Origin of the sequence: Virgisporangium ochraceum, assembly GCF_016863655.1 — a bacterium.
Lineage (GTDB): Bacteria > Actinomycetota > Actinomycetes > Mycobacteriales > Micromonosporaceae > Virgisporangium > Virgisporangium ochraceum.
On record NZ_BOPH01000145.1, the window covers coordinates 23,944 to 49,596 of the forward strand.

15 protein-coding genes and 1 pseudogene are annotated in these 25,653 nt (G+C 71.6%); 7 read left to right on the forward strand and 9 right to left on the reverse strand.

Annotated features, from left to right (window positions below; translation table 11 throughout):
• Nucleotides 1-60: 60 nt before the first annotated feature.
• The gene (locus Voc01_RS54355) at nt 61-2,307 is read left to right on the forward strand and encodes a LuxR C-terminal-related transcriptional regulator (protein WP_203934636.1); all 2,247 of its coding nucleotides are present in this window, start codon (nt 61-63) and stop codon (nt 2,305-2,307) included.
• A 57-nt stretch (nt 2,308-2,364) separates the two neighbouring features.
• Here Voc01_RS54355 and Voc01_RS48825 read toward each other — a convergent pair whose 3' ends face one another.
• The gene (locus tag Voc01_RS48825) at nt 2,365-2,796 is read right to left on the reverse strand and encodes a DUF4259 domain-containing protein (RefSeq protein WP_203934637.1); all 432 of its coding nucleotides are present in this window, start codon (nt 2,794-2,796) and stop codon (nt 2,365-2,367) included.
• 109 nt (nt 2,797-2,905) lie between these two features.
• Nucleotides 2,906-3,130 (reverse strand): hypothetical protein, encoded by a 225-nt coding sequence (locus Voc01_RS48830; protein ID WP_203934638.1) that lies wholly within the window; start codon nt 3,128-3,130, stop codon nt 2,906-2,908.
• 47 nt (nt 3,131-3,177) lie between these two features.
• Here Voc01_RS48830 and Voc01_RS48835 point away from each other — a divergent pair, with 47 nt between their 5' ends.
• Nucleotides 3,178-5,145, forward strand: a complete 1,968-nt coding sequence (locus tag Voc01_RS48835) for a DUF4272 domain-containing protein (RefSeq protein ID WP_203934639.1) — start codon at nt 3,178-3,180, stop codon at nt 5,143-5,145.
• 130 nt (nt 5,146-5,275) lie between these two features.
• Nucleotides 5,276-5,662 carry a Rid family detoxifying hydrolase gene (locus Voc01_RS48840; protein ID WP_203934640.1) on the forward strand — a complete coding sequence of 129 codons (387 nt, stop codon included), beginning with the start codon at nt 5,276-5,278 and terminating at the stop codon, nt 5,660-5,662.
• A gap of 123 nt (nt 5,663-5,785) precedes the next feature.
• Here the strand turns inward: Voc01_RS48840 and Voc01_RS48845 are convergent, their stop codons facing one another.
• A complete protein-coding gene (locus Voc01_RS48845; RefSeq protein ID WP_203934641.1) occupies nt 5,786-9,385 on the reverse strand; it encodes a hypothetical protein in 3,600 nt (1,199 codons plus the stop codon).
• Nucleotides 9,386-9,486: 101 nt separating this feature from the next.
• Nucleotides 9,487-9,981, reverse strand: a complete 495-nt coding sequence (locus tag Voc01_RS48850) for a permease-like cell division protein FtsX (protein WP_203934642.1) — start codon at nt 9,979-9,981, stop codon at nt 9,487-9,489.
• Nucleotides 9,982-10,364: 383 nt separating this feature from the next.
• Between Voc01_RS48850 and Voc01_RS48855 the strand changes: the two genes are divergently transcribed.
• Nucleotides 10,365-10,778, forward strand: coding sequence for a hypothetical protein (locus Voc01_RS48855; RefSeq protein ID WP_203934643.1), 414 nt, complete (start codon nt 10,365-10,367; stop codon nt 10,776-10,778).
• Here Voc01_RS48855 and Voc01_RS48860 read toward each other — a convergent pair.
• Nucleotides 10,727-11,128 carry a hypothetical protein gene (locus Voc01_RS48860; protein ID WP_203934644.1) on the reverse strand — a complete coding sequence of 134 codons (402 nt, stop codon included), beginning with the start codon at nt 11,126-11,128 and terminating at the stop codon, nt 10,727-10,729. The two genes, Voc01_RS48855 and Voc01_RS48860, sit on opposite strands and share 52 nt — an antisense overlap.
• Before the next feature lie 199 nt (nt 11,129-11,327).
• Between Voc01_RS48860 and Voc01_RS48865 the strand changes: the two are divergent.
• Nucleotides 11,328-11,969, forward strand: a pseudogene (locus tag Voc01_RS48865) (phosphotransferase); the annotation flags it as partial.
• Between the two features lie 223 nt (nt 11,970-12,192).
• On the opposite strand, the gene Voc01_RS48870 reads toward Voc01_RS48865, so the two are convergent.
• The 4 genes from Voc01_RS48870 to Voc01_RS48885 form a co-directional block, all read right to left on the reverse strand.
• A complete protein-coding gene (locus Voc01_RS48870; protein ID WP_203934645.1) occupies nt 12,193-13,500 on the reverse strand; it encodes a nucleotide disphospho-sugar-binding domain-containing protein in 1,308 nt (435 codons plus the stop codon).
• Nucleotides 13,497-15,611 (reverse strand): glycosyltransferase, encoded by a 2,115-nt coding sequence (locus Voc01_RS48875; protein WP_203934646.1) that lies wholly within the window; start codon nt 15,609-15,611, stop codon nt 13,497-13,499. The genes Voc01_RS48870 and Voc01_RS48875 overlap by 4 nt, the downstream gene beginning before the upstream one ends.
• A 233-nt stretch (nt 15,612-15,844) precedes the next feature.
• Nucleotides 15,845-19,759, reverse strand: a complete 3,915-nt coding sequence (locus tag Voc01_RS48880; RefSeq protein ID WP_203934647.1) for an NACHT and WD40 repeat domain-containing protein — start codon at nt 19,757-19,759, stop codon at nt 15,845-15,847.
• A gap of 219 nt (nt 19,760-19,978) precedes the next feature.
• Entirely contained in the window at nt 19,979-21,157 is a 1,179-nt protein-coding gene (locus Voc01_RS48885) for a cytochrome P450 (protein ID WP_203934648.1), read from the reverse strand.
• 141 nt (nt 21,158-21,298) lie between these two features.
• On the opposite strand from Voc01_RS48885, the gene Voc01_RS48890 reads away from it, so the two are divergent.
• Entirely contained in the window at nt 21,299-21,850 is a 552-nt protein-coding gene (locus Voc01_RS48890; RefSeq protein ID WP_203934649.1) for a hypothetical protein, read from the forward strand.
• 30 nt (nt 21,851-21,880) lie between these two features.
• A complete protein-coding gene (locus Voc01_RS48895) occupies nt 21,881-25,615 on the forward strand; it encodes a WD40 repeat domain-containing protein (RefSeq protein ID WP_203934650.1) in 3,735 nt (1,244 codons plus the stop codon).
• The last annotated feature ends 38 nt before the right edge of the window (nt 25,616-25,653 follow it).

Sequence of the window (25,653 nt, forward strand, 5' to 3'; positions counted from 1 at the left end):
AGAACGCTGTCGACGCCCATCAGTGGAGGTACGGAGCCGGTACTGAGCTACCGTCGTGGCGTGGCCACCCGCAGTCGACGACCGGGCAACCTCCCCGCCGAGGCCACCAGCTTCGTCGGTCGCCGCCGTGAGCTGGCCGAGGCGAGGAGGAAGCTGGCCGACGGACGTCTGGTGACCGTGGTCGGGCCCGGCGGCGTGGGCAAGACGCGCCTCGCGGTCCGGCTCGCCGCCGATCTCGCCCGCGGGTTCCGCGACGGCGCGTGGCTGGTCGAACTCGGCAAGCTGCGCGATCCGGCGTTGGTGACCCACACCGCGATGGCGGCGCTCGACCTGCGCGACCAGGCCGCCTCCGAACCGCGTGAGCTACTGCTCCGGCACCTCCGCGACGCCGAGCTGCTGCTCGTGGTCGACAACTGCGAACACCTGCTCGACGCCGCGGCCGGGCTGATCGGCGAGGTGCTCCGGGCGGCGCCGGCCGTTCGGGTGGTCGCCACCAGCCAGGCGCCGCTGCGGGCCGCCGGGGAGCACGTGCTGCCGGTCCCACCGTTGCCGCTCCCGCCGGACGATCCGACGGACCAACCGCTGGAGCGTCTGCGCGGCAACGACGCGGTGCGGCTCTTCGTCGAGCGCGCGGCGGCGGCGTCGGGCGACTTCGAGCTCACCGACGCCAACCGGGCGGCCGTGGTGGACCTGTGCCGGCGCCTCGACGGGCTGCCCCTGGCGATCGAGCTGGCGGCGGTGCAGACGCGGGCGCTCGCCCCCGCGCAGATCCTCGACCGGCTGCACGACCGGTTCGCGTTGCTCACCCGCGGCACCAGGGCGGCCCTGCCGCGCCACGAGACGCTGCGCGCGACCCTCGAGTGGAGCTACGACCGGCTGACCCCGGCCGAGCAGACGCTGCTCTCCCGGCTCTCGGTGTTCGCCGGCCGGTTCACCCTCGACGACATCGAGGCGGTGTGCTGCTTCGGTGACGTGCCGGTGGAGCGGAGCGTCGAACTGGTGTCGTCGTTGGTCGACAGGTCGCTGCTGCAGCGGGAGCCCGCCGCGGGCACGGCCGTCTACCGTCTCCACGAGACCACGCGCGAGTACGCCGGCTCGACGCGGTCCCCGGACGGCCTCGAACAGCGCTGGGCGGACCACTACCTGCGACGATGCGCGCGATTCGCTGCCGAGGGCCGGTTCCGGCTGGTGGAGTGGCTCACGTGGATCGAACCGGAGATCGACAACATCCGGGCCCTGCTGCGGGCGTTGTCCGGGGACGTGCGCGGCGCCGCCCTGGCCACCAGCCTCATCTGGTACTGGATCACCCGCGCCACCACCGAAGGTGCCCGGTGGCTCGACGAACTGGCTCCCGCGGCGGCCTCGCCGTGGACCTGCTTCGTCCGGGGCTTCCTGGCCGTGCTGCAGCGCGACCCGGGCGTCGCCGTGCCGGTGTTGGAGCGTGGCGTGCTCGCCGCTCGCGGGGCCGGGCAGCCGGACGTCCTGTGCCAACTGCTCGCGATGACGGCAATCGCGGCGGACCTGGCGGGCGACCGACGGTCGGCCGAACGGCTCCTCGACGAAGCGGTAGCCCTGTCAGCCGACCGGGACGACGTCGGAGCAGCGCTGATGGTGCACCAGGCGCGGACCCTCACCTCACTCGGGAACGGCGATCTCGAGACCGCCCGTTCCGCGGCCGCCGACGGCGCGCGGCTGAGTCGCTCGGCGGGCGATCTGTACAGCCTCACGATGATGCTGCTGAACCAGGGCTTCGCCGCACTGCGCTCCGGTGACGCCGACGAGGCGGAGCGCCGGTTCGTCGAGGCGCTGCCGATCGCCCGCCGGGTGGACGACCGGGTCGCGCAGTGCTACCTGCTCGGCGGCCTCGGCGCGTGCGCCGCGTCGGCTCGCGACCCGCGACGTGCGGCCCAGCTGCTCGGTGCCATGGAGGGGCTGCGTGTCGAGGTGGGTGCGATCGTCCACAGTGGAATGGAGCCCGCGCTGTCGGCGGCGAGCGCGTCGGTGCGGGCGGCGCTCGGTCCGGCGCGCTTCGAGTCGTCCTTGCGCGAGGGCCGGCGGATGAGCCGTGCCGACGCGCTGCGGTTGGCGCTGCGCGAGGTGGCCGCCCCGGGCCCTGACGGTCCGCTGACCCAGCGCGAGAAGGACGTCGCCTGGCTGGTGGCCGGTGGTGTGAGCAACAAGGACATCGGCGCGCGGCTGTTCATCTCCGAACGCACGGTCGAGAGCCACGTGCGCAACATCCTGACCAAGCTGGGCTTCCGCACGCGCACCCAGATCGCGAGCTGGGTCAGCGCCCCCGAGAGCTAGGTTGTCGTACCACCGTCTACGCACGGAGGATGTCCGCTCCGGCGGCAGGCGGTCAGCTCACCGGTTGGTCGCCTGTACGAGGACGTCGCGGATCTCCCGCACCGAGGCGAGCGCCCGCGGATACGACTCCTCGGCCTCCGCCCAGAGTTCGCGCCACTCCGAATCGTCGCCGACGATGCGGTCCAGGGCCCGCACCGCGATGGCGGGAATGTCGGCGGCCACCTCGACCCTGCCGCCCTCCAACAGGAAGTCGGGCGCGTACGCAGTCTCGATCGGCGTTCCGCCCGGCAGCTGGGAGGACACGATGGCCGCGGCGGCGATGGCCTCCACCGCGTCGTCGCTGTCGAGGTACTCCTCGCCGTGCTCGGCGACCCGCGTCAGCACGTCGCGGATCAGAGCTTCCCGTTGCTCCGGCGCGGCCTCGTCGAGGTCGCCGCACCAGTCCGCGGCGGTGTCGTTGTCGAACGGCCCGACATCCCACGTACCCATCGCTCATCCCCCGCTCGCCGACCGGTTCGGACCCGCCGTGATCCTAACGCCCGTCGGCCGCCGGTTGGCCCGTAACGTGGCGGGCGTCCGCGGACCCGGAGCCGCGCTGTCAGCCGGATGTGACGTTCCATTGCGTGGGTAGGGCGCTGTCGCACGGGGCGCACGTGAAGTCGTCGTCCCGCACGATGTTGCGCTCGCCGCAGCTCGGGCAGCGGCGGAAGACGAACCGCTCGGTGAAGTCACCGGGATGGGGCAGGCCGACCCGGTCGAGGGCCCGGGCCACAGCCGTCCAGCAACCCGGATCGGGACAGTACCCGGTCGACTGGTTGGACACCCCGACGATAGGTCACCGGTGGCGGCGGTGACCTATGCTCCGCGATCGTGACGATCAGGGACGCGCGCGCGGTGCTCCGACGGATGCTGGTTCTGTCGAGGGTGGTGCTCCACGGCTTCAGCGCCGACAACGGCAACCGGCCCGACCCCGCCGCGAACCGGGCCCGGCTGCGCACGTTCGGGCTGGAGGCCGACCTGCTGCCGGCCGAGCGCGCCTTCCTCCTCGGCACCGACCCGACCTACCGGCAGATCACCGACGCGACCTGGCGTAGCGAGGCGCTCGTGGCGCTGCGCTGGGCGGTCGGCGACCGCACCGACCTGCCGGTCGGCGGTCAGGTGTCGCTGATGCAGGCGGTTCCCGACCTCCCCGCCGACGCGACGCTGCGCGCACAGCTCGACGGTGCGGCCGACCAACCGGTGCGGCTGCGGCCCGGGTCGGAGGTGGTCCGGGAGCGGGAGCGGTGGTTCGCCGTCTACTGGCGGATGCGCCTGCGCTCGATCGGCGTGGAACGGCTGAACCTGGCCCGCTGGGTCCAGGACAACCCGTACCTGACCGTGCTGACGCCCGCCGATCTGCCCCTGATCGACGGGGACCTGTCGCTGGACGCGTCCGTCATGGAGGTCGCCCGCGACGACGAGTCGGCGCGACCCGGCGGGTGGCGGCTGGTCCTGCCCGAGGGTGTCGACGCCGAACCGGCGGACGACGACTGGCCGGTCCGGGACGGGCGGGTGCCGATCCGGGTGTGCGAGCCGTGGATGCTCGAGGCCGGCGAGAACGTGCTCCGCGTGGCGTCCGAGCGGTTGCAGGCGTTGCGGTGGCTGCTGGGTGACACCGGGCCGTTCGGCGAGGACCCGACCGGTCACTACGAACCCGGCTCGTCGGCCGCGTTCGACAAGGCCGTCCTCTACCGCGACGGACAGTTCTCCGTGCGCGGCGGGCTTCCCTGGTGCGACGCCGCCTGGCGTGGCGACGTCGATCGGCTGCGGTCCCTGCTCGACTCGAACGTCCCCACGATGCTCGCCGACGTCGACGGCGACCTCGCGCTGCACTGCGCGGCCCTCGGCGGCCACCGCGAGGCGGTCGCCCTGCTGCTGGAGGCGGACACGCCGATAGGGCACCACCTGGAGGACGGCGCCGGCCGCACCGTCCTGGACCTCGCCGCGGCGCGCGGTGACCTCGACCTGATCGACACCGTCGTCGCCGCCGGCCCGGACTGGCGCCGCGACACCGCGCTGCTGGCCGCTGTCCGGGCCGGGCACGCCGACGCCGCGTCCCACCTGATCGGTCTGGGCGCACCGATCGACGGCGCCCTCGACGCCGCCGTCGACGCCGACCTGCCGGAGCTGGTGCGGCGCCTGGCCGCGCACGGGTCCGCAGTGGACGGTCCGGCACTGTACCGGGCCGTCGGCCGCGGTCGGTTCGCCGCGGCCGCCGCGCTCGCCGACCTGGGCGCCGACGTCGACCACGCCGACGACACCGGCACCGCGGTGCTGCTCCTGGCCGCCGACCGCGGCGCCACCGCGCTGTGCCTGCGCCTGCTCGACGCCGGCGCCGACCCGACCGTCCGCCTGCAGACGTTCGGCCCGGTCCACTTCGCCATGCTCGGCGGCCACGCCGACACCGCACTGGCGCTGATCGACCGCGGCGCCGACGTCTCCGGTGCCGACCAGCCGCTCGTGTCCATCGCCCTGTCCGGCGGCTCGGCCGCGCTGGTGCGCTGGTGCCTCGACCACGGGCATGCCCCGCCACCCGACGCCGTGGAACGGGCCGTGCTGGGCAACCACGCCGAGATCCTCCGGACCCTGATCGCCGCCGGCCAACGCGTGGACGTCGCCAACGCGTCCGGCATCACACCCCTGCACCTGGCCGCGGACCGCGGCCACGCCGACCTCGTCGAGATCCTGCTGACCGCCGGCGCACCGACCGACCCCCGGGTCCCCGGCCAGAACCGCACCGCCCTCGACCTGGCCGAACTGCACGGCCACGAGGCCTGCGTCCGCCTTCTGACACCCTGACCCCGCCCGGCCGGATCCGTGCGGCTCGGCCGTCCCGAACTGTCCGATAGCCGCCGGTCGACGGTGGACGCGCCCGTCCCGGCCGACGATGGGCCTGCTCCACCCACGCCCAGCATGAAGAGGTTCGACGATGATCCCGTACGCAGTCTCGACCGACGACGCACCGCGGGCGATCGGGCCCTACAGCCAGGCGATCGTCGCCAACGGGTTCGTCTTCTGCTCGGGCACGGCCGGTATCGACCCCGCCACCGGCGTCGCGCCGGACGGAATCGAGGAGCAGACCGAACTGGCGCTGCGCAACCTCGACGCGATCCTGACCAGCGCCGGCGCATCCCTGGCGACGGTCGTCAAGACCACCATCTTCTACACCAACGTCGACGACTTCGCCGCGATCAACGCCGTCTACGAGCGGTTCATGCCGGACCCGCCGCCGGCGCGCTCGGCACCGGGCAACGTCCGCCTGCCGCGCAATTTGCTCATCTCCATCGAAGCGATCGCCGTGCTCGCCACCGGCTGACGGCGTGTGCGCCGCTGTGACCCGGCCGCGGGCGAGCAAGACCGCGGAACATCCGGGAATGGTGCACTCCTGGACGACAGCCTGTCGAATCGGGGCGGCTCGACCGTCCCGCGCGGAGCGCGGCTAACTACCCGGGGCCTCCAGGAAGGCGATTCCCATCACGCCGCGCACGCCGGCCACCGTGAATTCGCCATCACCGAGTGCCGTGATAGACCACAGGTGAGATCCGATCCGGAGATGGCGCTCCTCCTGTGTTTCGACATCGATGAAGCCGAGTGTGCAGGTATGCCCACCGGTGATGACGTAGGTGCGGCCGGCAATGGTCCCGATCTCGATGGCGTTGATCGCCATGCCGTTCGTGCGCTCAAGGTATCGGGACCACACGAGGTCGCCATCGTCAGCATCCCAGACCTGGACGTGCGACCCGGCTCCGGCGATGATCCGCCGGCCGCCGTGGGCTCCCCACGCGAACTCGTACAGGTCGGGGCGGATGTGGACGCGGCCGGGCGGATCACTGACAGGCAGCGTGACCGAGTGGGGCGTGCCCGAGTTGGTGAGTGTCCAACGGATCACCTGCGGTGCCGGAGGATCCTGAGCGGTGACGAAGCTGAATTCCCGGTCAGCCCGGTCCGGACCGAGCGCGAGTGCGTAGTTCCCGTTATGACACCGGATGGTCGGCCACCGCGTCGATCCCGATGCGAGATCGAGGAACGCCATTGCACCGTCGGTGGCGTAGAGGACGATGACGGGAGGCTCGGTCGGTCCGACAGCAAGTGTGTGCCAGTCCCCGGGGGGCGTGTTCAGTGTGCGTACGTGTCCGTCGTGAGCGGCGGGGCGTAGGGATATCGTGCCGTTGCTGTGCAGTGTGACAAGTGTCGGTTGCGGGGCGGCGTCGATCGCTAGGTCGCGGACAGGATCGGTGTCGGCGAACGGGTGTGTGTGGACAGGTTCTCCGCTGGCCGGATCGATGACTCTGACGCGCCCGTCGATGTCTTGCAGGGCCATGAGTTGGCGTGTGCCGTTCCGGTGGGTGGGGCGGCGGATGAGCCGGGACAGGGCAGGCGAGGATGTCACGCGGTGGGGCGGGGGGCGTACCAGCCGGACGGTTCCGTCGCGTCCTCCGGTGACGAGAACGTCGGTGCCGTCGCAACGGGTGACGTCGAGCCATTCCACGCCGTTGTCGTGGATCGTCAGTCGCAGCCACTCGCCGGCGGTTGGGCGTAGATGGACGACGCCGAGGGAGTCACCCACCGCCAGCAGGTGGGGATCGGTGTTACCCACGGCAGTGCTCAAGGCACCGTCGAGAGCGGAGTACGGTTCCATTGATCCGGTCGTTCCACTCTCCGGCTCCCATCGGAATACGTGGCCGCCGTTGAGCGATCCGCCGACCAGGACCGTCACCACCCCGTCGACGGAATAGATCGCCGCCGACCACACCACAGCTCCGGCTCTCCAGCCGGTCACCTCGTCTTCGGGCCACATCCGCCGGCCCAGGACGGTACCGGTCCGCAGATCTCTGACCTCGATGCACCGCTCTTCGGGGATAGGCGTCCGGGGGCGAGACCAGTACAGAATGTAGGAGAACACCCCCAGTGGGCGACCGTCCACGACGGCCGCGGCGACGATTCGACCCGTGATCGGCAGCCTGGGCCAGGCGATCACGGTGTCGGTGTCCGGGTCGAAGGCGAACGTCTCGTCATCGACATCCTGGACGATCACGCGACGCCCGTCGTGGACCAGCGTCCACATGGCCCAGGACTGGCCCGCGCTCGACAGTTCCCGGCTGGGACTGCCCGTGAGCAGCCCCGCGCGGCGTACCCGGCCGTCGACATGTGACGTCACTACGACCACATCGGCGTTGTCGGCGTATGCGACCATCCCGTTGATCGCGGCATGGGGGTGGCCGATTCCGCCTCGCACAGCGGATCCGTCGCGCACGTGCCAGGCCCGGACTGCCCACTGTCCCGCGGCGACCACGATCGGCCCGTCGGGAAGCTCGACCACGCGGACCTCGACCAGCGTGTCGAAATGCCCGAGGATCTCAGACTCGTCCGGCGTCGACCACTGCGCCCACGTCACCCGCCATGGCCGACCGGGATCTATGCGGTCCACGCGCTCGGCGAACTCGTCGTCGCCGGCCATCCGGGCGGCCAGTTCCAGATAGCTGACCCGCTCGCGCGGGTCCGTCGTCAGCAGTTGCTGGCCAATGCGCTCGACAGCCCGGGCACGTGGGTTACGTGCGCTGGCCAGTGCGGGCAACAGCCGGGACACGTCGGCGACCACGAGGAAGTCAGGGTTGTCGAGAAACCCGTCGAGGCAGCGGCCCACCGCCGCATGGGTCGCCAGATGGGTCCGGACATACCGGCCCGCCGCCGGCCAGTCCCGCACGAGGCCGGCGAGCGCCGTCGTAATTCGACGCTGGACGTCGGCCTCGGTGCGAAACCGTAACGTCGATGCACGTAGGTGCTCCGCCAGAGCCTCGTGGAAGACACACGCGGTCCAGCGGTCACCGGTGCGGGCGATGCTGATCAGGTTGACGGCGGCCGACCGGAGTAGCCGCTCGACGTCGCTCTCACCATATTCGGCGGCGCCCAACGCGGTCGCCGTCGCCGCCCACGTGGAAAAGCTGTCGAACCCGTCGCCCTCCGCCCACGCCAGCGCGACCAACAGATCGCGGGCCGCGTCGCCGTCGGGACCGGCCTCGCGCAGGTAACGGTCCATTGCCGGTCCGACGCCGGTCGCGGCCGCGACAAACTCCCGGGTGCTGCGCTCATCACGCGCATCGGTAGCCGCCATCAACGACAACGCATGCAACTGGGCGACCAGGAAGCTGTGCCCGGCACCGGCGGCCACGACCCGCGCCACCCGGCCAGCAAGCTCGGGCTCACCCCTGTAGGGCGTGGGAAGGCCCGGATCGACCGTAGCCAACAGAGTCTGCTGTACATAGGTTACGAGGCCAGCCGGATCCGCGTACGGCTCCACATCGAGGTCGAGGATCGTCACTGACTCACCGAACCCGGTGAGAAGATGACCATCGCCGCCGCGTCGACTGCCGAAGGCACACCGGAGGCCGGTGACCGCCGAGCTCGCCGCCAACGGTTGGAGAAGGTCCTGCACCAGCTCAAACGGCTGCACGGCCTCGTCAACCGCGTCCACGACGACCACGGCGTCGCCCCTCCACGACCGTAGGTCCGCGATCAGACCGGCCGCACCCGACGGCTCAAGCCCAAGCCCCGCAGCGACCTCGTCAGCAACCTCGGCGACGGTACGGCCGCGCGCATACACCGTCACCACCGGCTGTGAACGGCATTGAGCCGCGAGCCGGCCGAGCACCGCCGACTTGCCCGAGCCCGGATCACCGGTGACGACACGGCCACGGCCGTCGCCACCGGACCCGACCCAGCCGGTCAGCTCCGCCAGCACCGCCTCCCGTCCGGTGAAGTAGTCGCCACTCCGGACCTGTGTGGGCAGGACGCCCCGCGCACGCGGATCAAAATGGACGCGGGAGCTGTCTGTGTTGCGGCCTGCGATCGCCTCGGTCCTCCGAACCCGGTCCCGAAGCCGGTCGACGGCGGGAGCGGCGAAGCCCAGACCGATCACGACGGCAACCACCATGACCAGGGACGGTCGGAGATCATCGACGGACAGAACGGCGATGAGCGCACCAAGCGCCGCAACGGTGCCCGGAACAAGGTAGACGACGAGCCGGCGCCATCGCGACATGCCCCGTTGATAGACGACAGCGGCCCAGATGTAAACCGGACATGGGCCGACACCTCCAGGCGTGCTGTGTCACCTGCGCGGGATCTGTGGATCGACGCGGCTCAGCCGCACTCCACCGGCGTCCGTGGAGGGCTCGTCTCTATCGACACCTTCATCACCGTGATGTCGTCGACGGCGGGCAGGTCGGCCACCGGATCGAGGATGCCGCAGTCGAACTCGGCCCGCTCCGTCTCGAAGTAGAACGACTCCGGCAACAAGTCCGGCGTGACGGACTCGACGAGTTCGGGGGAATCCTCGAACAACCTCTTCAATCTCTCGTAGGCCTGCTCGCGGGACTCGTACCTGACGCCGTCGACGGTCTCGATGCCGGCGAGTCCCGACCGGACCGCGTCGCGGTCGGCCACGGAGATGTCGGACTTCAGCCACACCGAGACCTCGAACGTGTACTCCGTCGGGTTGAGCCGGTGGTACAGGCCGGGCAGCACGAACGCGGCCATCGTCGCACCCGCGCCGACCAGCAGCGCCGCCACCGCGACGACGGCGGCGATCCTCCAGGGCCGCTTCCCGGGCGGCGGGCCGGCGGGAGCGTACGGCACGGGCGTCACGCTGATCGACGGCCGCGGATCCGTTTCTGACACGGAACCCGTTCTACCAGTTCAACCAGGTCGATGGAGGCCCGTCGACCCGTCGAGGCTGATCTTGGTGGTGGGCTCCCGGGGCGCCCTCGAAGCGATGAAGGAGGTGGGAACCGTGGTCAGGATGACTGTCGTGTGCTCCCACCCCGTTGCAAGGGCGTCGCGGGTCTGAACGGGAGCCTCCGCTATCCGGAAGGATCCCCCATGACCGACGTGGTCATCCGCTCCCTCGCCCCGGGCGAGAAGGAGCTCTTCGAGTCCCTGCCCGACCCGGGGCTGGTGGGCTTCGCCGCCTTCGGCGACACCTACATCGCGATGGCGGCCGCCGGCGAATACCGTCCTGAGTGGACCTGGACTGGTTCGACTTCACCGACCCCGACGCCGCGGTGCGACTGCTTCGCACGGCGCCGCTGCGCGCCCGGTACTCCCTGAAGCTGCCACCGGGGTGGCGGGCCGATCCGGCGGTCCGGGAACAGGCCCGGATCAGGATCGACGCCGCCATCGCCGCCGGGCTGTCACCGCTCGTCGAGCGCTTCCGGTACCGGTGGACGCCGGACTGCGGGATGCCCGCGCGCCCCGGCCGTCTCGAGTTCCGCCCCGAGCCCGACGACGCGGTCGTTCTCGACGTGTTCCGTCGCATTCACGAGGGCAGTCTCGACGCGCACGCACGACGCGCCCATCGCCCTGCACGGGTTGGACGCCGCCGTCACCGCCGCCAGGTGCCGGTGTTCCACATCGGGAAGTTGAGCGGGTCGTAGATGACGACGTTCCCGTCGTCCTGGACGTGGAGGGTGCATGTACGAATGACCGGGCACGGCCCCTGCCAGGTACCGGAGTCCCATACCGCCTGGCCGCCACTGTTGTAGATGACGAGGTTCCCGTCGGTCTGGAAGGTGCCCCGCACCCCCGTCCCGCGGTTGGAGGCCCACACGATGTTGCGGGGCAGGTCGTGCCAGACGACGAAGATGCCACCCGTGGTGAGCTCGAAACCGGTTCGCCCGTTGGGCGAGATGGTTTCGGCGCCCCGCAGCCAGGTCTTGCCACCGCGGACGATGGCGTCGGCTGCCGCCGCCGGGGTCGCGGCGAAGAAAACAACACCGGCGAGCATGACGAGGACCATGCTTATCCTCGTGACCACTCCTCGCATGTCGGTCCGTCCCTTCAGGTGAGTTTGTCGGTCGGGCACGAACCTAAGCGCCGAACGGGCCGCGCCGCCGCGGCGCGGTCTTTCCTTAACGTGGTGTTGATCCCAGGGCGGGGATGTCGTCGCGGTCCGACACACCACCGGCGCATGTGAGGATGCTCGGATGTCAGCTCGCGCGCGTGCCGTCGATCCTGACCACCTCGCCCGGTGGTGCGTCGACCATCTGGGCAGCCCGCCGGCGGACGAGTTGTTCCGATCCGGCCACCTGTCCGCCGTCGTCGGGCTCCGGCTGGCCGAAGGCCGCGAGATCGTGGTCAAGGTACGTCCGGACTCGCCGCGGATCGCGGGATGCGTGGACGTCCAGCGCCGGATGTTCCGGGCCGGCTATCCGTGCCCCGAACCCCTCACCGGCGCCGAACCCCTCGGCGACGGCATCGCCACCGCGGAGTCCCACATCCCCGGCGGGGAGCTGCTTCCGGGCGACCCGGCCGTGGCTTTCGCGGAGGCGTTCGCGCGGCTGATCCGGTTGGCGCCCCGGCCGGCCGAGGTGTCCACACTGGACCCGCCACCGTCGTGGGCGGCGTGGAACCACCCCCGGACCGGACTGTGGCCGTGTCCGGAGACCGCGGACGTCGACCTCGACGGGGTGACCGGCGCGGAATGGATCGACGACGTCGGACGCCGGGCCCGCGACCGGCTGCTAGCCGGTGACTCCGAAGCCGTCATCGGCCACTGCGACTGGCTCGCCGGCAACCTGCGCTGGACCGGCGACCATCTGCTCGTGGTGCACGACTGGGACAGCGTGACCACCGACAGCGAAGCCGTCCTGGTCGGCTTCGCCGCCGCGTTGTACTCCACCGTCAGCGCCGACGAACTGGCCACCGTCGAGGACACCGGGCGGTTCCTCGACGCGTACCGCGACGCCCGCGGCCGGCGGTTCAGCACCGACGAGCTCCAACGGTCGTGGGCGGCCGGCGTGTGGACCAGGGCCTACGACGCCAGGTACCAGTACGCGACCGGGCAGCCCGTCACGTCGTCGACGCCGCCCCCAGCGCGCCGCGCGCGACGTCGCGTCCGGGACGGGCGCGCAGTGCGTCGCCGAGTTCGCGCGCCGCGGCGGTGGCGGCGCCGTGCAGGATCGCGGTCGCCGCGGACCGCAACTGCGCCGCCGTCGCGGTGTTCGGGTCGAGGGCGGCGCCGAGTGCGGCGCCCTCGATCGCGGCGGCGGCCGCGAACTGGTCGGTGGAGAACGGCAGGACGAGCAGCGGCACGCCCCGGTTGAGGGCCTCGGTCACGCTGTTGTTGCCCCCGTGGGTGACGGCCAGTGCGGCCCGGCCCAGGACGGCGACCTGCGGCAGGTGCTCCCGGACGAGCCAGTGCCCCGGCAGCGGCGGCCAGCCGCGGGTATCGGCTGAGCCGGTCGTCAGCGCGACCCGCACGGGAAGCGGGCGCAGGGCCGCCACGACGCGGGCGAGGACGTCGTCGCGGGCGGACAGGAAGCTGCCGAAGCTCACGTACACCACCGGCCGCGGGTCGGACCTGTCGAGCCAGGCGGCGACATCGCCGTCGGGGGTCTCGTCGCGGACGGCCGAGCCGAGGAACGTGTGCGGTGGCAGCAGCCGGGTCCGGGCCGGGTCGTGCAGGCGCTCCGGGTAGTTGAACAGCAGCTCGGGGCCCGCGGCGGCGAAGGCGTCGTCGACCGTCGCGGCGCCCGGGTCCAGGACGCGCAGCGCCCGGTTCCAGTCGTCGGTGAACCGCTCGCGGACCTGCAGACAGCGTTGCCGCAGCGCGTCGAGCGCGGCGGCGGCGGGCTCGAACGCGGCCGGCCAGGCGGTCGGGTAGCCGTACAGCTCGTCGCCGACGACGAGCGCGGTGGGATGGCCGAGGACCACGTCGGCGTGGTGCGTGCCGCTCGCGGCCAGGGCGAGCCGGGCGCCGAACGCGAGGTGGTCCACCAGGATGTGGTCCGGCCGCACGGCGTCCAGGACGCGCAGGACGGCGCGGGCGGTGTCGACCGGTTGCCACAGCAGGTCGGTCCGACGGGCGTCGGCCTGGAACCGCAGGGTGGCGACCATTCCCTCGGCCGTGGCGGCGAAGAACCCGCGCAGCGCGTCGTCCTCACCCGGTGGCTGCTGTTCGGCGCGGATCACGCCCGGGTTCGAGCCGCGGCCGAGGCGCAGGTCGGTCCGGGAGTAGCCGAAGGACCGCACGATGTGCGCGGTCGCGGGTCCGGTCGCCACGACGACGCGTTCACCGGCGTCCCGCCAGGCTGTCGCGAGCGTCGCCAGCGGCAGCAGGTGCGACGCGTAGTCCGGGCTGATCACCAGCAGCGTCATGCGGCCACCCGACCGCGGGAGGCGACGTCGCGGTACACCTCGACCAGCGACTGCGCCATGGAACGCACGGCGAAGCGGTCCCGGACCGTCCGGTAGGCCCGTTCGGCCCGCGCGTCGGTGTCCGGGGCGATGGCCAGTTCGAGCGCCCGGCGCATCGCCTGCGCCAGTTCCGCCGGCCCGGTGCCGTCGGCGAGGGCGCCGGTGACACCGTCCTCGATGTACGTGGCGGGACCGCCGGTACCCTGTGCGACGACCGGCAGCCCGGCGGCGAGCGCCTCGAGGATCGCCAGCCCGAACTCCTCCTTGACGCTGCCGCTCACCGAGATGCCGCCCGGCGCCGCCAGCCCGGGTCGGCCCGCGCGGGCGGCGGCGAGCCAGCGCGCGACGACGGCGTGGGGCCGGTGACCGGCGAGCACCAGCCCGTCCGACGACGGCAGGTCCGCCGCCGACGCGGCGATCCGGCCGAGCTCGCGCCGCTCCTCAGGGGACGGGTCGGCGAGATCGCCGCCGACGATGAGCAGGTTGCAACGGGCGTGCAGGTCGGGGCTGCCGGCCCACGCGGCGACGACGTCCGACATTCCCTTGACCCGGTGCAGCCGGCCCACGCTGACGGCCAGCGGCAGGCCGCGCCGGGCCGCGGGAAGCGCGGCGAGCAGCTCGTCCAGGTCCGTCACGGCCTGGCCGCCGGTGTCCTCCGCCTCGGCCCGGGCGGCGTCGGTCACCGACAGGTCGATCCCCTCCGGCACGACGGTGTACCGCGTACCGTCCTCGACGTCCAGCGCCAGCAGCTGCCGCAGTGTGGACCGCAGCTCGGGGCGGGGCAGGAGGACCACGCGTTCGGCGGCCTGCGCGAGACGCTGCACGAGCCGGACCCGGAACCAGTAGTGCTCGCGTTCGTCGGCGTCGCCGAAGGTGGCGCGGGTGAGCGTGCCCGCGCGTTCCAGGGCGCGGATCAGCACGTGCGGGTCGGGGGCGAGCGTGAACACGACGGGGATCCCGAGTTCCCGCGCCGCCTCGGCGGCGACGAGCGAACCCACGTCGGCCATCCGCAGGTGCAGCACGTCGACCGGGGCGGCGACGCGGAGCAGCCGGCGGATGCCGCGGCGCACCGGGACGCGCGCCGACCAGGCGCTGCCGGCGTCCCGCGCCTCCGGCGGCACCGGCACCGGGAGCAGGTGGTGCCCGTCGGACAGCGGGCGGGTCGCCGCGACGGCGTCGGCCAGGCTGCCCCGCGACAGGGTCAGGACCCGCCGGACCTCGGGGAGCCGCTCGAACGCGTCGCCGAGCCGGACCAGCAGCGTGGCGATGCCGCCGTTGTCGCCCTTGCCGGTCCAGGTCAGGTCGCGGTCGAGGTCCGCGTGCAGGAACAGCTGTGCGACGGTGAGACCGTCGACGGGCGCCGGCTCCCCGGCCGCCACCATGTCGGTCGCGGCGAGGCGCGCGGCGTCGGCGACCGGTCCCGTACCGGCCGACAGCCGCGCGACGAGGGCCGCCGCCTCCGGGTCGCCGGTCCCGTCGCCGGTCCTGTCGCCCAGCGCGCCGACGGCGGCGATCCGGACGCGGTCCGCCTCGTCGTCGCGGCCCGCGAGGTGCCGCAGTGTCCGGCCGGCGATGGCGCCCGGCACCAGGCCGAGCGTCTCTACCAGCCGCGCCCGCACGGAGGGGTCGCGGGCCGCGGCGAGGGCACCCTCCAGGGCGAGCGCGACGTGTTCGGGGGCGGCACCGGCCCACGCCTCGAGGGTCCGCTGGGCGAGGACGCCGGAGAACCCTCCAGCGTCGGCGAGCGCGACCAGGCGTCCGATCGCGTCGAGCCGCGGCAGGCGCGCGCCCAGCACCCAGGCGGCGTGCTCCCGCACGTACGGCCGGGGGTGCGACAGCAGCTCGGACAGCACGGCGTCGGCCTCGTCGTCGAAGACCCGGCCGAGCGCGTGCACCGCCGCGATACCGGTCGGCTGGTCGCCGACGTCCTCGACGGCGGCGACGAGCTGACGCACGGTGTCGCTCCCGGGCCCTTCAGCGGCGGCGTCGGTCAGCTCGCCGGCGAGGTTGAGCACGTCGACGACGGACGGCGCGGCACGGAGCCGGTCGAGCACGGACCTCACGGTGTTCACGGCGCGTTCCTCCCCCACAGTCGCCGGAACTTCGCCGCGTCCGGCCGCCGTGGATGCAGGAAGTCGTCCACGTCACGTCGTCCGCGCCCGTCGGGCGGCGACGAATCGGACGGCGACGGGCATTCCGACGCGGGACAGGCCAGCGCCCTGACGCTGAGATCCGGAGGCGCCGCTCCGCACCGCGCTTCACCGCGGCACGGAGTAGCCGGGGGGCGGATCTCAACGGCCGGGTCTCAGCCGCACGGCAGATCCCAGATTCGGACGGTGCGATCTGTACTTGCCGTAACCAGATGGCATCCGGTTCCGGCGAACCTGACCGAACGCACAGGACCGGTGTGCCCTCGGAAGATCGCCAATCGGCGACCCGAACGGAGGTCCCACACCATCACGTCGTCGTGGAGACCCGCTGCCGCGACGAACCGACGGTCGTGGTCGATACTGGTTCCGCCCCCTTCTCCATCGTTCGTATCGGCAAGGACGGCAAAGCGATCTCGTGTGCTGTTCGCTATCACGTCGCGGATCTCAACGTTCGTGCCCTGGTCGATGACAGCCGTTCGCCCATCACCGAACCATTTGACGTCACCGGCGCTGGTGGTCTGACTGGCCACACTCAAGAGGTGGCCCGTGGTCACACTCCAGAACCGCACGCCGGAATCGCTGGTGACGGCGATCGAACTGGTGGGATCGAACCCTCCGTCGCCGGGCCCCGCCCAGCCGGCCACGCCCGGCAGGACCGCGATGAGCCGTGCTCCCGCTACATCGAACAAGCTGACCTTGTCGTCGGTCCCGTCGTCGGGCGTGTCGTACCCGCTACTCAGCAGAACGACCTTGCCGTCCGGACTGAGTTGAAGGTCGTCGATTCCGCCAGGCACGTCGGCGATCGACCCCATTTGTGCGCCGGTGCGGGCGTTCCAGAACATAAGTTGGTCATCGTCTGGATCAGCGTTGTCGACACCGACGTGCACAGCCAGAATTTCGCCATTCTCCGAGAAGGACACGGTGCCAATCCCGTTCGACACCGGGAAGCCTGATATCAGCGGCGTCTCCTTGCCCGTGTCCCAGAGCCACACAGCATCGTCGTCCACACGGCTCGTCTCCCCGCCCTGTACGACAACCAGGCGCGTTTCGCCCGCGCCGAACTGTATTGATTCCGAGGTATCTATGTCGATACCATCGATTCCGATCTTCGCTGCGGCGGTTACGCCGGTTCCTGTAGTCGCGTTCCAGATGCGAATGGTGTCAGGCCTTTCCAGCAGAACCAGGAACCGCTCGCTGTCGCTGGTTTTGATCCGCGAGCCGCGCTCCGCGACGAAAAGACGCCTGAGCGGTGCGACCGTCCACACCTCGATCTGGTTGTCGAGCAGTTGCCGGAGATACCAGGTGCCCTTGTCGCTCGCCCCATTCTGTTCACCATTTCCGGTCAATTCGGGGATCGGACTCCCGTCGACCGCCGACCATGCCTCGGTGACGTCGTCGTTCCCATCTGCCGTCCCCTTGTCATCAATCGTGACGAACGACTGCCCGGCGCCGACGCGCCCGAAGGGCGTAAAACGATTGAGAACGAACTTCTCGGTCCCGTCCTTCGCATCGAAGAGACGAAGCGAGTCGTCGGTGACCGTCGTCGTACGCCTGCCGCTCTGGGCGGCGATCGTCCGCCCTCCCGCCGTGAACGCGACCTCATCGACCTCCCCCGGCATCCCCCGTAGAAACACCGTCGGGTCACCCGCACCGATCGTCCACACGGCGATCGGCGCGCGACCGCCGTACACGGCGATTCGCTTCCCGTCCGGGCTCAGCGCGTACGAGGTGCCGAAGCCGTACGTACCGTGGCGCGTGAGCCGTGAACGGTCCACTGGCAGCCCCGACAACGCGGGCACCGCGGCTATTGCGATCAGGACCACGGAGGCGAATGCCAACCGTCGGCGGGTAACCACCACGCCGCCGATCCGGCGGACAGTCGGTGGCGCCACCGCCGGTGAACGGCTGACCAGATGCTCCTGCAGTCGCGCGTGCCGGAACTGGTATGCACCGCCGGCCTGCCGGAGCAACTGGCGTCCACGAGCATCCTCGAGGAAGTCGGCGAGCCGCAGGGGCAGGCGCCCGGTGGCGGCGAGGATCAGCCGGGCCAGCAGGAACCGGGTCCACGCCCGGGTCAGCAGCACCAGTACGGCGAATGTGACGCCGGGCAGAACGAACGCGACACCCGTCATCAACCACGTGCTGCCGAACCGGTCAACCGTCGCGGCCTGTCGATTCGCCAACGCCACCTCGACCGGCTGCCATTCCCCTGGCCATCCCGGCCAGTCCATGAACGCACCAGTGACAAGATCCGCGACTGTGGATGCGACGACCAGGCCGGGGTAAGCCATCACCGCCACCAACACGCCAGCGGCGAACGCCGCGACCAGCGATGACAACCTGTCTTCCCGGAGCATGGTCATGGGCGTGGTCCGTTTGGCCCGCTGAGGCGGCGTGATGAGATACTCGTGGACCGCCAGCGCGCAACCGACGATGATCGTCACGACAAACATCTGCGCGACGAGTTCGAAGTACCACTGGACGTTGTAGACGATCCAGATGTCCAGGATCGTCATGCTGGCCGCGACTGCGGCCAGCGCCGGGACAGCGGGAATGGCGGTCACCAGAACGCCGGTACGGAAGCCGGACCAGACCCGGGCCGATGAGCGGGCGCTCCCGATCGACAGCCGGCCCGGCCGGCGCCCAACCGCGGCGTACCAGACAATCGTGATGAGGATCGCGGCCACGGTCCCGCCCCCGCCGATCATCGAGGTGTCCTGGAATGAGATCGGCTTTCCGTTACGCACCAGCAACAACCATGTCGATGCCGCCATTATCAACAGGACCCCGCCGATAACGCCGATCGTCGGGCCTACCCATGCTCCCAGCAGTCGCCGGCTCATCAGCCACCAGGCAAGGTCACGTTCCCGGTAGCGGTGCATGTACCTGGCCAGGAACGTGAGCCAGCGTCGGGCGTTCGCCGCCTTCCACCGTTCGGGCTCGGAGTCCGATCCAGCCGTCGCGTAGGCCGCATCGATCACGAGGCCGGTGACGTGATCCTCGATCGCGTGCCGTGAGTCGAACCGTTGCTCATCGGCGAGTTCGGCCGGATCGCCCCCGAGTCGTTCGTAGACCATCCGGACCATCGACACGATCAGCGGGGTCGACAACGCAGCCCGCAATGCCGAATCGGCGCCGCTTTCGATCCGGTCGACGACACTCGTCCACGATGTTCCCGGCGGCCAGGTGACGGCTCCCAGGTACGCTGCCACATCGCGGGCCGCCAACCGTCTCACCTCGACGACCGGCGCTCCACGCAGGCGCGGGGCGCCGTCCCTGACGAGGTCCTGGTATTCGACCGCGCGACAGGTGACGACAATGGCGCTGCCCTGGTCAAGGCTGTCGTTGATCTCACGGATCGCTACCCGGCGAGCGTGTTCGGAGACCTCATCCAACCCATCGATGATGGGGAGAATCATCCGGCGGCCGAGCAGTCGACGCACAACCTCTGTACGTCCGTTGTAGAAGGACGTCGCCAGCGAGCGTGCGATCCATTCGGAAAGCCGCTCGGTCACCGGGTCCCAGGTCGACGCCGACAGCATGACAGGTACTGCCGCCCCCTCGGTCCGGGTCTTCAGAAGCCCAAGCGTCAGCAGCAGAGCCAGGACGGTCTTGCCGGAGCCTGGCTCGCCCAGGACCACCAGGCGCCGAGTCGGCAGATTCGCGAAGCTCTGCGCGAGTTGGTCGACCGCTTCCTCGAAGTTGTCGCCGATACGGCCCGCGAAGCGAGTCGCTGTGACCCGCCCGCCCGCAGCCAGTCCGGTGATCGACTCAATGCTGTCACCGACGTTGCGGGTGGTCAGCGACCAGGCTAGCGGAAGGACATGGGGATCTCGGAGACGGCGTGCGGTGGCCTCGTCGAGCCATTGGTCCCTGACGATCTCGGCCAGGTCGTCTGCGAGTTCCTGAACTGAGGGACGATCCCGGTCCGGTTGCCGTAGGAACGAGACGATGTCGAGGCCAAGCGTCAGAAGTGCGACCAGGAGTGCCGCTGCGCCGGCCACCTTGGCGCTGGTCTCGGCGTCGGCGGTCAGAATCCACGCCAAAGAACCCACCGCGACGATCGACACAACTGCGTAGACCGCAGTCCGGAGCACTCGCGACCGCATCACATCGGGACTATCAGTCAAGTCGATGGCATGTCATAAGTGGTCGAACGGACAACAGTGCGCGGCGTCCCGACGACCACGATCGTGAACGATCCGATTCCACCCTGGCGGTGCGGGTCGGCCTCATCCAAAGCGGCCCGCCCCATTCAGGAGGGTCTACGCCGGCGCGGTTGCGGCTGGTCACGTGGTGAGGACGCGCAACGACTCCGTGCCGTGCTGGGGGAAGCCGCGCGCGGCGTACGCGAACGACAGGTCCGCGGACGGGTCCAGGCGCAGGCGTGGGCACGCGGTCAGCAGGACGGACAGCGCGGCCCGGGCCTCCAGGCGGGCCAGTGGCGCCCCCACGCAGTAGTGCGGCCCGGCGCCGAAGCCGAGGTGCGCTCCGGTCCGGTCGAGGCTGAACGTCCCGGGTTGCGGGTAGGCGGCCTCGTCGAAGTGCGCGGCGGCGATCGCCAGGTACACCATGGACCCGGCCGCGACCGGTGTGCCGGCGATCTCGGTGTCGTGCCGGACGAGGCGGTACAGTCCGGCCGTCGGCGCGGCCCAGCGCAATGCCTCGTCGAACGCGGGGTTCATCAGGGACGCGTCAGCGCGGACCTGTTCCAGCTGACCGGGATGCAGCAGCAACGACGTGATGGTGGCGGCGAGCAGCTGCACCGTCGTCTCGAAGCCGCCGAGCAGCAGCCCGATCACCGCGACCGTCACCGCCTCGGGGGTGTAGCCGCCCTCGTCGACGTGGGCCTGGATGATCTGGCCGAGCAGGTTGTCCCCGGGGCGTGCCCGGTGCTTCTCCACCAGCGCGGTGGTGTAGGCGTGCAGCTCCGCGAAGGCCGTCGTGCCCGGCGTGACGAGCGTCGGGTCCATCGGGGCGGCCAGCCAGGCCATGATGGCCCGGACCCAGGCCAGACCCTGCGGGCCGAGGTCGTCCGGCACTCCGAGCAGGGCCATGAAGACCGTCATCGGGTACCGGTCGAGCACGTCGCCCATCAGGTCGACGGACCCGTCGCGGCCGGCGAGGTCGCCGAAGGCCCGCTCGGCGACCGGCTCGACGATCCGGGCGTAGTGCGCGCTGGCGGCCGCGCCGAAGAAGCGGTTGTGGATCCGCCGGCGGCGGGCGTGTTCGGGACCGTCGAGCGCGATCATCGAGTCGCTCATCGGCCCCATGCCGTAGAACTGCGTGCCGAAGGTCGCCGGGTTCCGCAGCGCCGCCGAGACGTCCCGGTGGCGCAGCACCAGCGGCGCGCCCATGAGCTCGTCCACGACGATGGGCCGGTTCCGGCCGATCGCCGCGAGCGCGGTTCCCAACGCCGCCGGCGACCCGGACCGGACCCCGAAAGCACTCTCAGTACTGGCAATCACAACGCTGAGTATCGGTCCGGTCGGGAACGGCGCCGGCGGACAGGCTGTACGGCACGCGACGTCGTATCCGGCGCCGGGAGTCCGGTCGGGTCACCCGCATGACCCTTCTTATCCGTAGTCGACGGAAGTACGCTGCGTGGCGTGGAAGCGGTAACTCTGGCCGCGATCGGGGCGGTCGCACTCTCCGAGGGCGTCAGGTTCCTCTACGACCAGGCCGGTGAGGCCATCCGGTGGTGGCGCGAGCGCCGCGCCGGGCCCGACGCCGAGGCGCGTCCGCTGCCCGTCGTCGACGACGCGCCGGTCGACCTGGAGCCCGCCACCGTCGACACGGCGGCGTTGGAGCGGTTGGAGCCGGACATCCGCGCGCTGCGGGCCGCGCTGCGTCCGTACGTCGACGACATCGATCCGGACCCCGTCGATCCGGCCGACGCCGACCTCGTCGCCGTCGTCGACGCGCTGCGTCGCGCCATGGAGGCGGTGCTGGGACAGCGGATCCGCTTCCGCGGCGAGGCCGACCGGCCGGCCGGTCCCGAGATCTCCGGACAGGTCGACGTCGAGCAGGTCGCCGGGTACGCGGCCGCGGTGCGGGTGCGCAACCTCGCCGACGGGCGCATCGTGGGTACGGCCCGGGCCCGCCGGGTCGAGCACGGTGGCGAGATCGTCGGCGTCGACGCCGACGACGTCGGACGCTGAACCCGTCGCGGCATCCGGAGCCGTGAGCCGTTGACACCACCGCCGCACCCGGGGGACCTGGTTCCGCGCTACTGGGCGCTGGAGCGGATGGAGGCGTGGCTCGGCGCCGCGGACCCGCGGGTATTTCTCGTCACCGGCGCTCCCGGCACCGGCAAGACGTTGCTGTCCGCACAGCTCGCCCACGTGCGTGACGCGGTGCCGCGCGCCGCCGACTACCCGCGCCTGTGCGCGGCGACGGTGGTCCTCGCGCACTTCTGCGACGCCAACGACGAGCGCACGCTCGACCCGCTCGACTTCGTGAGCGCCCTGTCCAACGGCCTCGCCCGGCACGTGCCCGGTTTCGCGGCCGCCCTCGCCGACTCGGTGGCGGGCACGTCGGCGGTCGTGACGATCCACAGCTCGCTGACCGTCGGGTCGGTCGAGGCCGGCGGAACCGTGACGAACGTGCGGATCAGCGTCCCCCGCGACATCCCCACCCGGCAGGCGTTCGCGAACCTCGTGCGCCGGCCGCTGGAGGCGACCGCGTCCGACGCGGCGGTCGGCGACCTGCTGGTCATCGTCGACGACCTGTCCGGCGGGTTCGCCTACGACCCGCAGGACAACATCGGGCAGCTGATCGGCCTCGTCGCCGGCACCACCGGCGGGCGGCTGCGGTTCCTGGTCACCAGCCGGTCCGACCCGTGGGTGCTGCGCACGCTGCCGCGGCCGGCGCTCGACCTGGTCGACGACCGTCCCGCGGAGACCGACGACATCCGCGCCTACGTCGACGGGCGGCTCGGCCACCTGGACCCGCTGTTGCGGCTCGCGTGGACCGACCGGGTGACCGGCACCGCGGCCGGCAACTTCCTCTACGCCCGGTACGCGCTCGACCACGTCCTCGCCGACGAGTCGGTCGTGCTGGCCGGCCCGGCCGCGCACCCGTTGCCGGCCGGACTGCTCGACCTGTACCGCACCTGGTTCCGCACCGGGATCGCCCGCCACCGGGACCTGTGGTGGAACTGCATCCAGCCGGTGCTCACCGCGCTGACCGCCGCGCTCGGTACCGGCCTGACGGGCGCACAGCTGTCCGGAATCACGGGTCTCCCGACCAGTCGCACGCGCCGGGCCCTGGAGGAGTGCAGCCAGTACCTCACCGGCGAGCTGCCCGACGGCCCGTTCCGGCTCTACCACGACTCCTTCCGCGAGTACCTCACCAGCGAGGAGGTCGCGGTCGACGAGGGCGAGCGGGCCGTGGTCGACTTCTTCGTCGGCCGCCACGGCGACGACTGGCTGACGGCCGACGCCTACGCCCGCGAGCACCTGGCCACCCATCTCGGCGCCGTGGGTGAGCTCGCCGCGCACGCGGGCCGGCCCGACTTCATGGTCGTGGCGGAGCCGACGGTGCTGCTGCACCAGCTGTCGCGGCTGGGCGAGGACGCGGAGGTCTACCGCCGCACCGGGTGGCTGCTCGCCGGCCGCGACCACGGTGAGCGCGCCGCGTACCTGCAGCTCGCCGCGCACGAGCTGGGCGAGCACGACCTCGCGGAGCGGTTCGCCCGGCTGCCGCTGCGCCGGGGGTGGGCACCGCGCTGGACGTCGCTGGTGCGCCACCGACCCGGCAGCGTCGTCGGCAACCATCCGCAGGGCGTGCTCGACATGTTGACGCTGCAGGCGGCCGACGGCTCGGCGACCGCGGTCACGCTCTCCGACGGCAGCGTGCGGCTGTGGAATCTGGGCAACCACACGATGACCGGGGACTTCGCGATTCCGCCGCCGTTGCCGGTCACCTGCATGACGTGGACCTCGAGCGGCGGGGGCCGCGTGGTGGTGGCCGGGCCGCACGGTCTGGTGTTCGTCGACCTGGACCGGGGGCCGGTGGAGTCGCGCCAGGCCCGCCCCGACGCGGCGGTCACGGCCGTCGCGACCGCGTTCGTCGGTGGCCGGGAGGCGCTGGTCCTCGGCTACGACGACGGGTACCTGGAGGCGGTGGACATCGACACCTGGCAACAGGTCGGCGAACCGGTCCGGGCACACGACGGGCCGGTGACGGCGTTGACCGCCGCCTACCTCGACGCCGTCGCGTCGGCCGGCGCCGACGGCCTGGTGGCGGTGTGGGTGCTGGATACGGCCGGCTTCGGCGAGCCGGCACTGAGCCTCGTCGGCCAGGACGGGTGGGCCAACACCTGTGCATTTTTCCCGCGCGACGCCGACTTCGTTCTGGCCGGTGGCCTCAGCAGCGGTGCGGTCGGCTGGGTGCGGCGGGTGGGCGACGACGACCTGACCGGCTCGACGACCGACCACGAGCCGGCCGGATGGCGGTACGGCGTGCACGCCGCCCATTCCGCGGGCTACTCCACGTCGGTGCACACGGGCTCGGGCGTCGCCGGCTACGCCGAGGCGGAGCGGCGTCTACGCGACGAGGAACGCGAGCAGGCGGAGGCCGCGGAGCGCGCCGGCCCGGACGGCGGCCGGGAGCTGCCCGGGCCGTCGACGATCGTCCGGCTCTCCGGCGGTGTGAACACCATCGACCTCGGGATCGTCGACGACGAGGTCTACCTTGCCTCTGGCGGCGAGGACGGGCGGGTGCACCTGTTCCACCTCAGCGCCGACCCGCTCACCGGCGAGAACGTGGTCCCGTACGGCGAGCCCGTCTCGGCGGTGCGGTTCGCCGTGGTCGACGGTCGCATGGTGTTGGTCGCCGCGGACTCGGGCGTCAGCGGTGCCGTCCGGGCCTGGCCGGTGGGAACCGGACCCTCGCCGCTGCCACGGGCCGTCAGCGACCTGATGCACCAGTTCACCCACATCGCGTCCCTGGCCGGCCCGGACGGCCGGCCGCTGCTCGTCGCCGCGTCGGCAGACGGGTCGGTGACGGTCCGGGACGCGGTGACCGGCGCGGCGCTCACGCCTGCGCTGGAGTGCCCGGACGTCGTGCTGACCGGTCTGCACGCCGAGGGGTGGGACGACGGTCTCACCGTCGCCGCCTACGGCAGCACGACCGGCGGGGACACCGGTGCGCAGGTGGACGGGCACGCCGTCGTCACGCTGTGGCAGCTGCGGTCGGAGACCGACGTGGAGGCGTGGGACCTGCGCCTCCCGGAGCTCGAGTCCGTCAACGCCCTGGTCGGTCTCGGCCCCGGCGAGCTGCTCGCGGCCGGCTACCGGAGGGACGACGGGCCCGTGCTGTGGCGGCTCGTCCACGACGGCCACGGCTGGACGTGCGAGCCGCTGCCGTGGTCCGTCCACAGCGACGACTTCGACATCGAGTTCGTGCTCTTCGAGTGGGCCGCGGTGGTGCCCGGCACCGGCGGACGGCAGGTCGTCCTCGGCGGCGAGTACGACCCCGTGTGCACCATCGACCTCGACCGCCACAGCATGACCAGGGACCGGATGCTCCCCGGAACCGCGTGTGTGGTGCGGTACGGGGGCCGGCCGTCCCTCCTCGCCGTCGACGGATCCCTGTCCGGAGGCTCGGTGGAGGTGCTGCCGCTCGGTCCCGACACCACCGACGCGGGTGAGGCGCCGGCCTTCGAGAGCTCGGCCGGCGCGAGGCTCATCTCGCTCACCGCCACCCCCGACGGCGATCTCGTGGTCGCCGGCACCGAGGACGGGCAGCTGCTCGTGTGGGAGACCACCGGTCCCCCGGCCCGGGTGATCCAGATCGGTTCCGTCCCCCGCCGTCTGGCCATGTGCGGCCCGGCGACGGTGGCCGTCCTGACCGATCTGGGCCTGTACTCGCTGGAGCTCCGCCCGGCAGCCTCGATGCCGTCCCCTCGCGGTGCGAGTTGATGACCCTGCCCACCGGGTGACACCGTGTGCCGGATGCC

What these genes read in the sequence shown, in the direction of transcription:
- Voc01_RS48825 (WP_203934637.1), bottom strand. Translation starts at nt 2,796, where the DNA reads ATGGGTACGTGGGATGTCGGGCCGTTCGACAACGACACCGCCGCGGAC.
- Voc01_RS48840 (WP_203934640.1), top strand. Translation starts at nt 5,276, where the DNA reads ATGATCCCGTACGCAGTCTCGACCGACGACGCACCGCGGGCGATCGGG.
- Voc01_RS48845 (WP_203934641.1), bottom strand. Translation starts at nt 9,385, where the DNA reads ATGTCGCGATGGCGCCGGCTCGTCGTCTACCTTGTTCCGGGCACCGTT.
- Voc01_RS48860 (WP_203934644.1), bottom strand. Translation starts at nt 11,128, where the DNA reads ATGCTCGCCGGTGTTGTTTTCTTCGCCGCGACCCCGGCGGCGGCAGCC.
- Voc01_RS48870 (WP_203934645.1), bottom strand. Translation starts at nt 13,500, where the DNA reads ATGACGCTGCTGGTGATCAGCCCGGACTACGCGTCGCACCTGCTGCCG.